The following is a 12,624-nucleotide window of genomic DNA, read 5'->3' as shown; positions in this document are numbered from 1 at the left end:
CGAACGGAACAGCCGACAGGACGGCAATTTCCGGAGCGACGAGCCGCTCGGTTCGAACATGTACGGGATCAGGAGTACCACTTCCGGTCTCGAACACGTGCGTATGCCCAGCTTTCCGTCTCCGTTCGGATCTGATGACAGCGATCTCTTCGACGGGTACGACGAGTTCGTCGCGGCTCACCTCCCGAGACCGGGCGAGTTCCTCGAGCCTCACGACCTGCTCACCGGGGCGGACCACGTCGCGTTTCACCGCCTCACGCGCGACTGCTTCGAGGACCGGAAGGTGTACGATATGACGTTCAACTACAACCTCGCACGGCTGAACCTCGACACGCGTCACACGGGCGCCGGCTACCGCTACGCCGTCGAACGCGACGACGCCGCCGACGCTATCGAAGCGGCGGACATCGACCGCGTACTCCGTGCGGAGTTCACGCCGACCACCCCGTTCTGTCCGCAGACCCACACGCTGACGATCGGGTCGTTCCGCGCATGGAACGGGCTCTCGGATCGGCACGAGTACGACCTCGTCCGCGTCCGTGCAGCACCGATGCACCACCAGAGCGAAGCGATTAACGAGCAGCTCGCCGAACTTGAGCACACCTATCTCGAGACGGGGGACGTGACCGCCGACCCAGCGGGCGGTACCGAGATCGGGTCGAACCCGATGGAACGATCGATGGAGAATGACGGTCCGAGCCGCGGATCGACGGACGCTCCATTCTGAGAGGGACTAGTCATTTGGGGCAACGGACACTACACGGTTAGCACTGCGATCTGCAGTCTCTCCGAATCCGTCTGTCTGCGAAACTGACTCGTCAGAACGGTGCGTTCGGATCCTCTGAGACAGTTGGTTCACCGCTGTGCGTTTCTGTCTTCCCGATCAGCACCCTGAACTCGCCGGGATCACGCTTGCGGTACTGCCAGTAGAACTCCGGGCCGGCCTCGGCGTCGAACTGGTGGTACAGCGGCTTCGGGTCGTGGTCGTTCACGAGGGTAAATCCCTCTCCGTCGTCGAGGTCCGCGTACGCCTTGAAGATCTTCTCGTGGCGCTGAGCGGGTGGAAGATCGCGGACGTCGAGCTCTGCCGCACTCTCTGGTATCTCGTCGGACGCTTCCGCGGACACCCCGTCATTGTCAGCCGTCGCGGACGTGGGCTCCTCACCGTCGGATGTGGCATCGCTTCGTTCGGCCTTCGTGATCTGTACCCGACAGCGGCCGGGCTCTTCTTCGACTACCTCCCAGTCGAACGCGTCACCGTACTGCTCCCGAAACTCGCGACGGAGCGGCTGCGGCTCGTGCGGAGCGATGAGCTCCATCGTCTCCCCATCGGGTATCATGCCGTACCGGTGGTGGATCGTCTCGTGGCGATCCGGCTTCGGGATCTCCCGGACATCGTATCGCGTGATCACGCCCTCGTCGTCGGCTATCGAGGCGTCGGTCTTCACGATCTCGACGCGCCATTCACCCGACCCGCGACTCGCGTACTCCCACTCGATGACATCGCCATGCATCGATCGAAGTTCGTAGTAGAGCGGCTTCGGGTCGTGGTCGTTGACCAGCACGAACCCCTCGCCGGGTCCGAGGCGATCGAACGTATCGAGCAACACCTCGTGTCGCCGCTGCGGTATCAGGTCACGCACGTCGAACGTCCCTAACTCATCGTCACCGAGTGGTTCCTGTTTGGACACCCGAACCTCGCGGGGCTCCGCGTCAGGATCCTCGTGGGCCCAGTCGAGGGCACAGTCCCGTTCGATCTGGTACTGGATCAGATGAGCGTCGATATCTCGATCAGCGATAACGAGAACTTCGACACCTGTCTCGGTCTCGTCGAGCGCGGCGTAGATCCGGTCTGGAAACTCGTGAGGCGAGGAATCACGCAGGTCGATTTCAGTAACCATCTCTCGGATCGAGTACGGTCGCGAAGAGGGATGGACCCTCAGCCGAACTTGTTCGGGATATCCATCAAACAAGACGGAGTCGAGGAGTGAATTATCGAATGCTCACCAATCCAGTACAGGATACTCGGCTGTTTTCCGAAGAAAATCTCAACCGGTGAATTCGGTGACGCTTTCGCGAACGATCGACGCATCGCCGACCAACTCGGCATCGACCTCCCCGTCCGCGAAGACCTCGTCGAATCGTTCACGAGTGGGTACTCGCTGCTGGATCCGACGCAACCTGAAACGGGCTCGACCAACAGCACGTATCGCCTCCGGATCAACGTCGAGCCAGCCACGCTGGCGCCGACAGAGTCCTGACCAGGGTACGAAGTCGCCGTACCTTCAGCCTCCGGCGTTGAGAACGGTGCTGTTCGACGACGGACTATGGGTTCGTGCCACCATCGACGGCGTCGAGATCGGGTTCGTCGAACTCGAGTGCGTCTGCGACAGCATCCGGAAGCTCCGGGCGGGGCGCCGATTCGTGGCGGTCGATTTTTTCGGTTTTACGTGTGTTTTCGTAGAGAGCGCGTGCGACCGGGAGGCCACGGAGATACTTGTAGTCGTGGAGGACCCCGACGCCCCGCTCGGTGAACCCGTAGAACTGTGCCGGGAGATCACGTTTTTCCTCACTTGGTTCGTACGTGTAGCGTGCGAGGAGCCCGGCGTCGATCAGCGTCTCCAGCTGGTCTTTGATTGCTGCCTGACTCCTCCCAGTCATATACTCAAGTTCGGCGAGCGACATCAGATGGGCGGGGTGGCCCAGCAGCTCCTGGATGATGAGATGGCGCGTATCCTGGGACAGCAGCTTGAACAGCCGCTGTTGTTCCGCAAACGGCCCCGCATCGGCCCCGCCAGTGTCGGTTTCGCTCATACGTGATGGTACGAGAAGGGGCGCTATAATAGTTAGGGTCATCCAAGTTGGTTAAAATAGAAAAAACCAAAGTGATTCAGAAGGGATAAGGTGTTGTGGTTTGAATCGACAGCTAATGACTGATCCAAGCTCTCCGCCGGCCGCTGGGGAGATTATGGCAGTCGTTCACGAGGCCGTCGGGGGCATCGAACTTGAACCAGCGGAGAAACGGGAGATCTGGCGGTTCGCCCGGCGTGAATTGCCGTATCTCTGGAGTCAGCGGACGTCGTATTTCATCCTGGGGAGCTATCGCGACCCCTATCTCCGCCGGCTCCGCGCCGTCCAGAACGAACTCACGAAGCAGCTCAGTGCCTATCCGTTCATTATGGGTGATCTCCTCGAGCTTCCGACTGACCGGCTCAATACGTTCGATATTATGTTTTCGTTGCTCGCGACATACAGCGACTACATCGTCGGTGTCTTCGAGAAGGAGAGTGGTGGTGAGGCTCCTGAATTGGGTCAGATCGATGACCCACCGTATTTCGACAAGTCGTACGTGTTCCCGCGTGATTACGCGTGGGTAACTGACGCGAACCTTGACTCGAAACAGCACGCCATTCAGGCCGCCCTTGAGATTGCGTTCGCAGACGATTTGTCGGCAGATGAGGTCCAATCAAAGGTCGATTCGCTCGTTGATCGCGCACAAGAGAGCGGTCTTGACATCGACGAAAAAGAGGTTTGGAATGTGATCGATGACCGGATAGATGAGGGCGAAGAACCGGCCACGTACAGTTGGGTCCATCTCAACAAGTTCCGCAAATTCGAACTCCACGATCGGTGCTTCCCGTGGACGACAGAGGACGAACTTCGAACTGTCGTTGACGAACTTCCATCCCCGACACCACGTCCAGAGTGGGAAGCAAGTGGGGAACGATGAACTATCCTGCCCTACTCGCTCGGCTACACACACATCAGAGTGAGTCGGATTGGAGTGGAGATGGCGTATTCAGCCCATCCGGACCCACAGCAGGTTCCAATACTGGAGGATCCAGTACAAGACGCTCGTCGCGCCAACGACCGCCGAGTAGTGGACACGAGTGACGAGTGACCAGTCGTCTCGCAGCCACGCACGAGCCGCGTAGGCGACTGCGCCAGCGGTGGCGATGACTCCCAGCGTCGGCACAACGAACACGACCTCGAACCACGCGGGCGGACGATTGAACAGCGTCGGTCTGTCCATCGACGCCACGGCGATGGTAACACCGACGAAGACGAGGACGAATAGCAAGAGCCCGGCGAGGCCCGCGCCAGCCACCCATCGAGCGCGGGTAACGGATTGTGGTGGTGACTCGCCGCCGCGATACCGACGCCACCCTCGGGCTGCTGGCCACCCCACCAATCCGGTCAGCGCCATCACCGAAGCAGCTACCGTTAACCATCCCTGTACTGACAGCTGCTCGTGGTAGCCGATCTGTTCGTACGCGCTGAGTCCGTTCAACAGGTGGGTCACTTCACCGTCCGTCTCCCGGAACAGCAGCGTCGAGTCCTCCTCGACGTGTTCGAAGACGAGCGGCTCGACTTCGATCCATTCGTCCGTTCTGTCTCCCTGTTCGGTTATCAGTCGCCCGTCGTCAGTGATTCGGACGTCGACTGGCTGGCTTGTGAGCAGCCCGTAGACGAGTTTCTCAGCGCTGACGGTGTCGGTCGTGTTCACCGACCGGTAACGGCCCTCGAGTTCGTCGGCATGTTCGGGCATCCCGTCGGGCGTCCGTCGATTTCCGCTTGAATCAACGGGTGCGAACTCGTCGAGTAGTGTATCTACGACTTCCTGCTTCGCCCCGGACGCTTCGTTGCCGTGAGCACCAACAAATAGGCCGACATCTTCCTCTGGGATCAGCGTGAATTCAGCGGCGAACTGCGGGACGCTACCACCGTGACGCACCAGTCGGGTGTCCCCACGCGATCCCTCGAAAAGCCCGAACGTCATCCCGTCGACCCGCTCGTGTGGGGTGAACCACTGCTGGTGCATCGCGTCGACCGCGCTCTCCGAGAGGATCCGTTCGCCGTCGACGACGCCACCGTGTAGATGCGCTTGGAGCAGCCGTGCCATGTCTGCTCCGGTCGTGTGAAGGCCGGACGCCGGTGACACGTCGGAGTAGAAACTCACAACGTCTTCGACGGTCGTTCCATCGGCGGGCACGAGGCCGGGGGGTGCTGGCTGGAACGTGCTGTTCGACATGCCTAGCGGCGCGAACACGTTGTCCGTGACGAACGACCGGAAGCGTTTCCCTGAGATGTCCGCGATCAGCTGTCCGGTGAGTGCCGCGGCATAGTTGGTGTACTGATGGAGTTCGCCGGGCGGGCGGACACGCGCCGGTACGTCTGTCGACACCGACTCAGCGAGGGGACGGACGTGCTCGGGCTTTCGCACCGAATCGCCTCGACCGCGGACCTCGAATCCTGGCGTGTGGGTGGCGAGATGTTCGAGCGTGATTGGTTCATCGTACGTTTCGGGAAGATCAACGGTTTCGAGGTGATCATCCACCGGTGCGTCTGGTGTGATCTGCCCGCGATCGACGGCCTGCATCGCAGCCGTCCAGGTAGCGACTTTCGAGACGGAGCCGACACGAAAGAGCGTCTCGTCCGCTCGAACCGGGATATCCTCGCTTCGGAATGCGTGACCGTGGCCGCTCGTGTGGACCGTGTCACCGTCGACGACGGCGACCGTCAGCCCGCCCGCATCGTGGTCAGCTAACGCGCGGGTGGCCGCGTCGTCGAGCGCATCCACGCTGGTCGTTTGAGTCGGTTCGGTCGAACCACTGGCGAGACCGCTGGCCGCGACGGCGGTGCCAGCGCCGACGGCCGCGGACCGCGACAGGAATCTGCGTCGTGAGAGTGTGGAGGGCATCGGTGGGAGTGTGTGAAAGACGATTCACGCCGTGAAAGGCGGGACAAGTCGTCTGATTGAGCGTGTACCTACGTTGCTCCGGTGAAGGTGGCCAGCCGGATGTTGTGGTTTGAGACAGCCATATCTCTCTACCTAACCCGGTAGTCACGCGGGGTGCCCACCTTCGCACCTTCATCACGGGTGTCGTGGTGTCAAATACACTTTACAGTAAAGCTTACTTTCCATGTTATATGAATCTTTATCTTCAGAATCGGTTGTCAGCTCGATCCCACGATGGTGAGAAGCCCGAACGCACCTGCCAAGCCAAGCGCGGCGACGACTAAATCAATCGTCCATCGAAGCAACCAGTCTCGCACCCGCGCTCCCTCGGGGCGAATACCGAACCGGACCGTTAGGTGTCGAACGATCACGACCCACGTGACAAGCACAAACCCGAACAGAAACGGCCACACGTCGATTCCGAGTCGAACCTGTACGATATAGACCGGGAGTACGCCGATCAGAATCGGCGTTGTTGCGATCCGGGCCACAGGACGGAGCGGCCGGCGCTCCGGCGTCGGGCGATCGCCAGGCGTCAGTTCAGAGACTGACACACCACATGACCGAAAGTCACCCGCAATTTCGCGTACCTGTTCGCGCGGTATGAAGATCCCTTCCGGTTTCGTGACAGTAGGAGACTGATAGCGGAGTCGAGCGGCAACGATCGGGCCGAGTGGAATCATTTGAAGCGCGTCTACTGTGTCGACATCGATCGTCCGTTCGTCAGTGCCGGTAGCGGCTGCGAACTGTGTGGTCTCTGGATCGTCGAATTCAGGCCTGATCGTTAATGTTTGCTTCTCGGGATTGAGCCGGTAATGGTTTGTTTTGAATCCCGCACTCGAAAACCACACCATCAACCACAGGCACGCACAGACGATCACGTACGCGATAGCTGCCCGAGAGCCGAAGACGGTCATTGAACCGAGAACCGCCAGCGGTAGCACGATGAAAAAGCCACCCCAGATCATAGGGTGCATCGTGACGATGAATGCCGCCATCCGGTGTGGGAGCCGACGAATGCCGTGTAGGTTCGTCTCCCAGCTGAGACCTGAATCTCCTTGCTCGATGCTCGTGGAGGGCATATCGAACCACTCACGGGAGATCGAGTTAGAAGTGGTGGTGTCAGCTACTATCTCACCGTTCCCTATCGACCGCCAGATTAACCTCGTTAGTCGGCGCTATCTCCCGACTAGGATGAAGATCCGGGCCATTCTTCGGGGGTTCGTTGCCGGACTCTCGGGGGTGGGGTTCGTGCTGATATTTCTGTTTGCGCAGACGGGGCTCGTTTCACTGCCGGTTCTACTGACGATCGGGATTGTCACGATCGTCGCCCTCTTCGCGGCTGGCGGGCAGACAGCTGTGCTACGGCTGGCCGGACGCGCGGAACCGAATACGGACGAAAAACAGGAAACAGAGTGGTGGCTGAGTCGAGTCGAGCCGGCACTTGAAGACACCTGGAACGTGTGGTCCGATCTCGTGTTGACGGTGTGTCTCGGTGCTGTTGGAATCGGATCGTTCGCGCTCCTCGTTACGTCATCAAGCGACGATCCGCCGCTGGGCCTTCTCATTACTGGGTTTCTGGGTATCAACGGCGCGCTCATCTCACTTGCGTTCGCTCTCGATTAATTGGCACACAGTGCCCTGATAGTGGAATAACGCATCCAGAACGGTGTCAAGATATTTTACCTGTTGAAGAGACATCGAAGCCATGAGTCAGGACTCGGATGAGACGGTGATTCCGGTGAATCACGCGGTTTCGATTGTTGTCCTTGCGAGTGCTATTGGTGGGGTTGTTGGGTATCTCTTTACCGTCCATCTCGTTGCATCATTCGCGTCTGAACTCGAAGCAGTCTGGCTGACAACCGTCGTCTTTGCGAGTGTCGGGTTGTATCTGTGGGGTGTATCTCAATAATAGTCTCGGCTGCCTCGGAACCACCTTCAGTAACAAAAGACCGATTACGGAAACAGCAGTATCGGAAATTATGAACGGCTGGTCTCTCCAGGATTCAGTTGGCATCCTCATCGTTCTTGGGATAACGCTTTCTGCGGCTCAGGCTGTTGAAGGCATCGCGCAGGCACTTATCGTGTTCGTTGGTGTCGTCATTGCATTACTGTGGATACTGAAATTCTTTTTTGAAGGCTACACAGACGCGATTACATCGTAGACATAGTTAGCAAGAATTGAAGCTACTATCTACTCCCAGATTTGAATGGATAGCTTCGAGATCAGTTTGAGCCAGCGGAGCGAATATATGCTCCTTTTTTGAATTAGTCAGTATGGATCTAGATTGGTTGTTCGACCAGGATCTGCCAACGTATGTGTATGCGCTCTTCGGCGGCGTGGTCGGTATTCTGGTGGTGACAGTACATAATCTGTTCATCGGGGCAGAATCGTATTATCACCTCTCAGGAGTAATTGTCGGCAGTGGTTTCGCCGGTTTTCTCGCCGCGAACGGATCGGGGCATTTCAAAAGAGCGGGGATGGGTGCCGGTATCCTCGGAACAGTTCCCGCCTTTGCATGGTCGTCTGACTTTCTACGAGGCTGGTTTATCACGTCGGCTTCCGAAGGTGGGCAGATATTCGCGGTCGTGCTTCTGTGTTTTCTTATTCTTGCCACGGGGATGTTGGCGACACTAATCGGCGTATTCGGCGGTTTCTTCGGCGGATGGGTCGCTAAGAAAACCAATCCCGAGATCAAGTAAGATCTCAAAAATACGTTCCAAGACTTATTCCGATTGCAGTACCGGCGGCGATTTTCGCACAGGTTTGCCAAGACTGCGAACTGAAACTATAAAAGAGGAATCCAACGGGGACTGATCCGAGCGCCGCCGCAGTCCAATCTGGAGAATGCTGGAATGGATCCGTCAAGAGGTAGAGTACAGTCATAACGACTCCACCAATGAAGGCTAAGATCCGGTCCCACTGAAACTCGGACCAGTTTGATCCATCATATGGTGTATCCATTTTGAGTAGGTCACGCTTGGAAGGCATACTTAGAACCCTGTTTTCTGGATTATGTGTTCTACATAGCACATCAGTTATCGATCGCGGGCTGTGCGAAGCCGATCGATTCGATCCCCGAGCGCCACCTTGATAGAGAGCGGATTCGGGACTCGCCTTCGTGTTGGTTCTAAGGCGTGCACGTCGGCATATTCGGTGAGCGCATCAGCGACGGTTGTCCGCCCGGCCTGTTCGGCAGCGTACTCGTCAGTTGCACGGATTCGTCGACGGGCAAGCCAAAACCCGATAAGAACCACTCCAAGTGAGAGTCCGAGTAACGGCCACTGTGGTCCGATACCGATGACGGACGCGATGAGTGCGATACTCGCAACGAGGACAGTACCAAGCCTGATCTCGAAAACATGGGTCCGAAGTTTCCCTGCCTCGATTGCAAGCAGCGCAGTGGCTGTCTCATCGTCGAATACATCGAGAAATGTACTTGTGACGAAGAGGCGTCGGTAGTTTGGTGGCCCGCGAACGATTGTACTCGCCGTTTCTTCGTTTTCAGTATCGAGGATTCGGGCGTCTCGAACGCTGAGACCGGCCCGTGAACGGAGTTGTTCCAGTCTGTCGGCACGTTCTCCAGTTGGTGTCGCCGTCGAACGAAGTAGCGGGATTACCCATGGGGACGCGTACAGCAAACCAAGTATGAGAACGATGAGTGTGAGTGCTGGGGCAAGTAGTGAGGATTCAAGCGAGAACACTTGCAACGGTGTGAGTATGACCGTGAGAAGGACGCTAAGTCCAACGATGTACCGTGCCATCTTGCTGATCGCGGTGCTAGTGGCAAGTTCTAGATCACGTACTTCGCGGACACCACGTACCGTCGGGAGATACGAAACGAGCCAGATGCAGCCGGCCGCGAGGAACGTGACGAATTGCGAGAGCACTCCGTCCAGCAGTTCCGGAATAGCGGGGAGCGCCGTGAGGAACGCGGCCCCGGATCCAGTGAGAGCGAACACGCCGTAGGAGAGTAATGCGTACGGGAATAGCACGGCTCCATACAGCAACCGGTACTTTCCGACGGGGTTTCGAAGCCGGCGAACCACGACGGTACCGACGAGCCCGATGAGGCCACCGATGAGCGCAAGTCCAACAAATGCGGCGATCGCGGCACTAATCGAGGGCAGCGTGGCTTGGAGGGCAGCCATACTGGTGTCTTCCTGAAACACGCACTAAAATCACTGCGATTGATGGGAAACGATAGCCGTTTCTCAAAACAGATTTTGAACGTTCGAGATATTGACATTGCCTGCACTTTGATGCTACATATGACCCTCTATCAGACACTTAGCTCGTGTTCGAACAGCCCCAATAGACGCCGATTCCTCGCCGCGTGTGGCGTTGGACTTTTCGGCAGCACTGCTGGCTGTACGACGATCGTGGACAGCCTTGCCGATCTCGCGTTAGGCGATGTCAATCTCTTCAACGAAACTGAGGATGTCCTTACCGGTACTGTGACCATCATCGGTCCGGGAGATGAGACTGTTCTCTCAGAATCGTTCGATTTACCACCAGAATCGGATGACGACGATACTGACGAGAACAACGACGAAGACGGCGTGACGGCCTACGAAGACGTGTGGACTGATCCTGGCACCTATGAAGCCAGTGTCGAATTGGATGGTGATTCCGAAGTTCAGGGAGAATCCACTGCATCAGAGTCAATCTCGATTGATGACACGTCAGAGGAGATGCTCGCCATCGCGTTCGGTATGGAAGAGGTCGATGACGCGATCGGCTTTATCGTTGGCGAGTCGTTGAGCGACTTCGCACAGGCATAACTGGCACTATCTATTTCGCTTCTCGTTCTCGTTCAAGCCCGTTTTGACTCTTCCAAGTTTTTATATATTCTATTGTTGAATCCTGCTACAGATGCCCTCCATCACGCGACGAAAGACGATTGGCCTGCTCACAGGGTGTGTTGCTCTCAGCGCAATCGGCGGTGCCGTGGCACATACGACACAGAAGAACGCGCCGCATCTGATCGTGAACAATCAAACGAAGCGCGAACTGGACATCACGACGGTCATCCGCACTGTAGAAGATAGCAAGGTTCTCGTCGACGACACAGCAGCCATTTCGGCAAACGGCGATCACGGATACACTGGTCTCGTGTCTAATGAACCACTTGACGTGACGATTCGCACGGAAACCGGATTGGAGAACACGTATCGATGGGAAGAAACCGATCCAGAGAACGCATTATCGGTCGGTGTCTCCACGGACGAAATCGGCTTCGTCGTTGCAACGCCGCCCTAAATTGGTGATTCAGTATGGCCTCTAAATACCGACGCGGCTTCGACATTACCCGTGACAGCCTGCGCGTGTTCACCAGAGAACCGAGTCTGATACTCCTGCCGGTGTTGAGCCTTCTCGCCGTCGGGAGCGCCTTCGCTGTGCTCGCAGCGATCGCCTTCCAGCAGGGACTCGTCGAGTCGCTTGTCACCAACGATCTCTACCAGTACGGGGCGTTGTTCTGTGCGATTGCGATCTCGTCGAGCGTAGCGACGTTTTTCAACGCCGCCGTGGTGCACTGTGCGGCCCAGCTGTTCGATGGTAACTCGACATCCGTTCGAGATGGACTCGCCGCAGCGTGGCGTGCCCGCCGTCAGATCGCTGTGTGGGCCGTCGTCGCCGCGACGCTCGGGACGGTCTTGTACATCCTCGATGAGAAGTTCGGCGTCGTCGGAAGCCTGACACGAGCTGTCTTCAATCTCGCGTGGGCGCTCCTGACATTCTTCATCGTGCCGGTCATCGTCCTCGATCAGCGACGGAGTCTGCGCCGCCAGCTACGGCGAAGTGGGTCGCTCTTTCGAGACACGTGGGGTGAAAGCGTCTCCGCTACGCTCGGCGTGAGTTTCGTCTTCCTACTCGTTGCGCTGCCCGGTGTCGCACTGGGTGCAGTTGGATACTTCGTGCTTGATGGCATAGTCGCTACGGGGGCGCTCGTCGGTGGTGGCGTGATCATCGTCACTGCCATCGTCGGCTCGCAGACGGCATCTGCAATCGTCCGGACCGCGCTGTATCGATACGCGACGACGGGTGAAGGGGTCGGCCCGTTCGAGGATCGGGATCCGGACACGGTCTTCCCCGAGAGCTGACGATGCCGATCTACGACCGGCGTCCCCCTTCGGAGTACGAGGTAGTCGATCGATGGGACGGCGGGATCGGGTGGCTCGCACATCCGAACGAAACCGGTCGCCGGACGAGTCACGCCGTTGTTGGAGAGAACGGTGGCGTGTGGCTCATCGATCCGATCGACGCGCCACGAATTGATGAAGAGCTTTCGACGCTTGGCGACGTACACGGTGTGATCGTCTGTTCGAACTACCACGTCCGTGACGCGGACGTGTTCGCGGCGCGTCACGACGTACCAGTGTACTGTCCCCCGTGGCTCTCTCGGGCGACATCTCAACTCGATACTGTGATCGAACTGGAAACGAGTACCGTCGGTACGTCCGGATTCGAACTCCGTCGTTGCCACCCATTTCCGGGTTGGTCCGAAGCAGTTGCGTATCGTGGATCCGATGAAACGCTCTACGTCCCCGACGTACTCGGGACTGCGCCGCTGTTCACCGTGGGTGAGGAGCGGCTCGGAATGTACCTTCTATGCCGGTTTACACCACCCCGAGCCGTGTTCGAGGAGCTGTCTCCACAACGAATCCTCGTCGGACACGGCCAGGGAATCTTTGAGAACGCCTCGCCGGCTTTGAGGACGGCCCTTGATGGAGCGCGTCACCGCTTGCCTGCAGCGCTTCGATCCAACGGATGGGGGCAAATCCGGGCGCTGACAGCGGCACTTGGCGATCGAAGCTAAATCCGATTGCTGTTGAAATCTTATCCATCAGGTATATTTCATCCGAAACAGCTGGTCGCTGAA

General features: G+C 58.0%; 15 protein-coding genes and 1 pseudogene. 11 read left to right on the top strand and 5 right to left on the bottom strand.

The window, feature by feature from the left end; all coding sequences use genetic code 11:
• The first annotated feature begins 103 nt into the window (after positions 1 to 103).
• Positions 104 to 727, top strand: a complete 624-nt coding sequence (locus GJ633_RS01690; RefSeq protein WP_156586632.1) for a hypothetical protein — start codon at positions 104 to 106, stop codon at positions 725 to 727.
• Between the two features lie 91 nt (positions 728 to 818).
• On the opposite strand, the gene GJ633_RS01685 is transcribed toward GJ633_RS01690, so the two are convergent.
• The gene (locus GJ633_RS01685) at positions 819 to 1,901 is read right to left on the bottom strand and encodes a DUF2249 domain-containing protein (RefSeq protein ID WP_156586630.1); all 1,083 of its coding nucleotides are present in this window, start codon (positions 1,899 to 1,901) and stop codon (positions 819 to 821) included.
• A 189-nt stretch (positions 1,902 to 2,090) separates the two neighbouring features.
• Between GJ633_RS01685 and GJ633_RS18165 the strand changes: the two are divergent.
• Positions 2,091 to 2,261: pseudogene (locus GJ633_RS18165) on the top strand (transcriptional regulator); the annotation flags it as partial.
• Between the two features lie 64 nt (positions 2,262 to 2,325).
• On the opposite strand, the gene GJ633_RS01675 reads toward GJ633_RS18165, so the two are convergent.
• Positions 2,326 to 2,814: an ArsR family transcriptional regulator gene (locus GJ633_RS01675; RefSeq protein ID WP_156586628.1), complete on the bottom strand. Its 489-nt coding sequence runs from the start codon at positions 2,812 to 2,814 to the stop codon at positions 2,326 to 2,328.
• A gap of 115 nt (positions 2,815 to 2,929) precedes the next feature.
• Here GJ633_RS01675 and GJ633_RS01670 point away from each other — a divergent pair, with 115 nt between their 5' ends.
• On the top strand, positions 2,930 to 3,730 hold the full coding sequence (locus GJ633_RS01670) for a hypothetical protein (protein ID WP_156586626.1): 801 nt from the start codon (positions 2,930 to 2,932) through the stop codon (positions 3,728 to 3,730).
• A 69-nt stretch (positions 3,731 to 3,799) separates the two neighbouring features.
• Here the strand turns inward: GJ633_RS01670 and GJ633_RS01665 are convergent, their stop codons facing one another.
• Together GJ633_RS01665 and GJ633_RS01660 are read right to left on the bottom strand one after the other, a co-directional pair.
• On the bottom strand, positions 3,800 to 5,701 hold the full coding sequence (locus GJ633_RS01665) for a serine hydrolase (RefSeq protein WP_156586624.1): 1,902 nt from the start codon (positions 5,699 to 5,701) through the stop codon (positions 3,800 to 3,802).
• 257 nt (positions 5,702 to 5,958) lie between these two features.
• The gene (locus GJ633_RS01660) at positions 5,959 to 6,738 is read right to left on the bottom strand and encodes a hypothetical protein (RefSeq protein WP_156586622.1); all 780 of its coding nucleotides are present in this window, start codon (positions 6,736 to 6,738) and stop codon (positions 5,959 to 5,961) included.
• A 67-nt stretch (positions 6,739 to 6,805) separates the two neighbouring features.
• On the opposite strand from GJ633_RS01660, the gene GJ633_RS01655 reads away from it, so the two are divergent.
• The 4 genes from GJ633_RS01655 (at position 6,806) to GJ633_RS01640 (ending at position 8,443) form a co-directional block, all read left to right on the top strand.
• Positions 6,806 to 7,366, top strand: a complete 561-nt coding sequence (locus tag GJ633_RS01655; protein ID WP_231741187.1) for a hypothetical protein — start codon at positions 6,806 to 6,808, stop codon at positions 7,364 to 7,366.
• Between the two features lie 82 nt (positions 7,367 to 7,448).
• Entirely contained in the window at positions 7,449 to 7,652 is a 204-nt protein-coding gene (locus tag GJ633_RS01650; protein WP_156586620.1) for a hypothetical protein, read from the top strand.
• A gap of 70 nt (positions 7,653 to 7,722) precedes the next feature.
• Complete coding sequence (locus tag GJ633_RS01645; protein ID WP_092817141.1) at positions 7,723 to 7,905, top strand: hypothetical protein; 183 nt, start codon at positions 7,723 to 7,725, stop codon at positions 7,903 to 7,905.
• 112 nt (positions 7,906 to 8,017) lie between these two features.
• On the top strand, positions 8,018 to 8,443 hold the full coding sequence (locus GJ633_RS01640; RefSeq protein WP_156586618.1) for a DUF5518 domain-containing protein: 426 nt from the start codon (positions 8,018 to 8,020) through the stop codon (positions 8,441 to 8,443).
• 336 nt (positions 8,444 to 8,779) lie between these two features.
• On the opposite strand, the gene GJ633_RS01635 is transcribed toward GJ633_RS01640, so the two are convergent.
• On the bottom strand, positions 8,780 to 9,892 hold the full coding sequence (locus tag GJ633_RS01635) for a peptidase (protein ID WP_156586616.1): 1,113 nt from the start codon (positions 9,890 to 9,892) through the stop codon (positions 8,780 to 8,782).
• 231 nt (positions 9,893 to 10,123) lie between these two features.
• On the opposite strand from GJ633_RS01635, the gene GJ633_RS01630 reads away from it, so the two are divergent.
• The 4 genes from GJ633_RS01630 to GJ633_RS01615 all read left to right on the top strand — a co-directional run bounded on the left by GJ633_RS01630 (position 10,124) and on the right by GJ633_RS01615 (position 12,561).
• On the top strand, positions 10,124 to 10,525 hold the full coding sequence (locus GJ633_RS01630; RefSeq protein WP_321168856.1) for a hypothetical protein: 402 nt from the start codon (positions 10,124 to 10,126) through the stop codon (positions 10,523 to 10,525).
• A 91-nt stretch (positions 10,526 to 10,616) separates the two neighbouring features.
• Entirely contained in the window at positions 10,617 to 11,003 is a 387-nt protein-coding gene (locus tag GJ633_RS01625) for a hypothetical protein (protein ID WP_156586612.1), read from the top strand.
• Positions 11,004 to 11,140: 137 nt separating this feature from the next.
• On the top strand, positions 11,141 to 11,845 hold the full coding sequence (locus GJ633_RS01620) for a DUF6159 family protein (protein ID WP_321168855.1): 705 nt from the start codon (positions 11,141 to 11,143) through the stop codon (positions 11,843 to 11,845).
• A 2-nt stretch (positions 11,846 to 11,847) separates the two neighbouring features.
• Entirely contained in the window at positions 11,848 to 12,561 is a 714-nt protein-coding gene (locus GJ633_RS01615) for a hypothetical protein (protein ID WP_156586610.1), read from the top strand.
• Positions 12,562 to 12,624: the final 63 nt, after the last annotated feature.

Origin of the sequence: Halorubrum sp. CBA1125, assembly GCF_009742825.1 — an archaeon.
Taxonomy (GTDB): domain Archaea; phylum Halobacteriota; class Halobacteria; order Halobacteriales; family Haloferacaceae; genus Halorubrum.
This window is presented reverse-complemented; position numbering and strand designations above follow the sequence as displayed.

Coding starts and splice junctions, on each gene's coding strand:
- GJ633_RS01645 (WP_092817141.1), top strand. CDS start 7,723: ATGAACGGCTGGTCTCTCCAGGATTCAGTTGGCATCCTCATCGTTCTT.
- GJ633_RS01655 (WP_231741187.1), top strand. CDS start 6,806: ATGCTCGTGGAGGGCATATCGAACCACTCACGGGAGATCGAGTTAGAA.
- GJ633_RS01685 (WP_156586630.1), bottom strand. CDS start 1,901: ATGGTTACTGAAATCGACCTGCGTGATTCCTCGCCTCACGAGTTTCCA.
- GJ633_RS01635 (WP_156586616.1), bottom strand. CDS start 9,892: ATGGCTGCCCTCCAAGCCACGCTGCCCTCGATTAGTGCCGCGATCGCC.
- GJ633_RS01690 (WP_156586632.1), top strand. CDS start 104: ATGCCCAGCTTTCCGTCTCCGTTCGGATCTGATGACAGCGATCTCTTC.
- GJ633_RS01625 (WP_156586612.1), top strand. CDS start 10,617: ATGCCCTCCATCACGCGACGAAAGACGATTGGCCTGCTCACAGGGTGT.
- GJ633_RS01615 (WP_156586610.1), top strand. CDS start 11,848: ATGCCGATCTACGACCGGCGTCCCCCTTCGGAGTACGAGGTAGTCGAT.
- GJ633_RS01650 (WP_156586620.1), top strand. CDS start 7,449: ATGAGTCAGGACTCGGATGAGACGGTGATTCCGGTGAATCACGCGGTT.
- GJ633_RS01660 (WP_156586622.1), bottom strand. CDS start 6,738: ATGGCGGCATTCATCGTCACGATGCACCCTATGATCTGGGGTGGCTTT.
- GJ633_RS01675 (WP_156586628.1), bottom strand. CDS start 2,814: ATGAGCGAAACCGACACTGGCGGGGCCGATGCGGGGCCGTTTGCGGAA.
- GJ633_RS01665 (WP_156586624.1), bottom strand. CDS start 5,701: ATGCCCTCCACACTCTCACGACGCAGATTCCTGTCGCGGTCCGCGGCC.
- GJ633_RS01670 (WP_156586626.1), top strand. CDS start 2,930: ATGACTGATCCAAGCTCTCCGCCGGCCGCTGGGGAGATTATGGCAGTC.
- GJ633_RS01640 (WP_156586618.1), top strand. CDS start 8,018: ATGGATCTAGATTGGTTGTTCGACCAGGATCTGCCAACGTATGTGTAT.